The following is a 389-nucleotide window of genomic DNA, read 5'->3' as shown; positions in this document are numbered from 1 at the left end:
ATGGTGGTTTGGTTTGCTTTTACCTCTATATTTTTATCTGAGCTTAAATTTGCTGTGATAGTCGCATCAGATGTGTTTAAGTTTATGTTATCTTTAGCTGATATATTTGAAAGCTTTGATATACCATCAAGAGTGCCTTGTTCGTTATGTTTTGCGCTATATATCTTGCCACCACTGGTTCCAAGAGTAGCCACATAGGTTAAAATTCCAAGAGGATTAAAAGTGGAGCTTTTATGCAAGGCTATCTCTTTGCTTTGCTCTTTGGCTGCTAGTATAGAGATGGCATTTAAAGCATTTAAATTTAGAGCAGATGCTGAGTTTATATTTGAAGAGATGATAGAGATATCTTTATTTGCATTTAAATTTATGTTGCCACTATTTGTTAATAG

The 389-nt window shown here is 33.7% G+C and carries 1 protein-coding gene; it reads right to left on the bottom strand.

The window, feature by feature from the left end:
- Positions 1 to 389 (bottom strand): hemagglutinin repeat-containing protein (locus UNSWCS_RS11180; protein WP_035144206.1); only part of this gene is annotated, 389 nt, incomplete at both ends.

Source organism: Campylobacter concisus UNSWCS, from assembly GCF_000466685.1.
GTDB lineage: Bacteria > Campylobacterota > Campylobacteria > Campylobacterales > Campylobacteraceae > Campylobacter_A > Campylobacter_A concisus_A.
The sequence above is the reverse complement of the archived record's forward strand: the minus strand, read 5'-3'. Positions and strand labels throughout refer to the sequence as shown.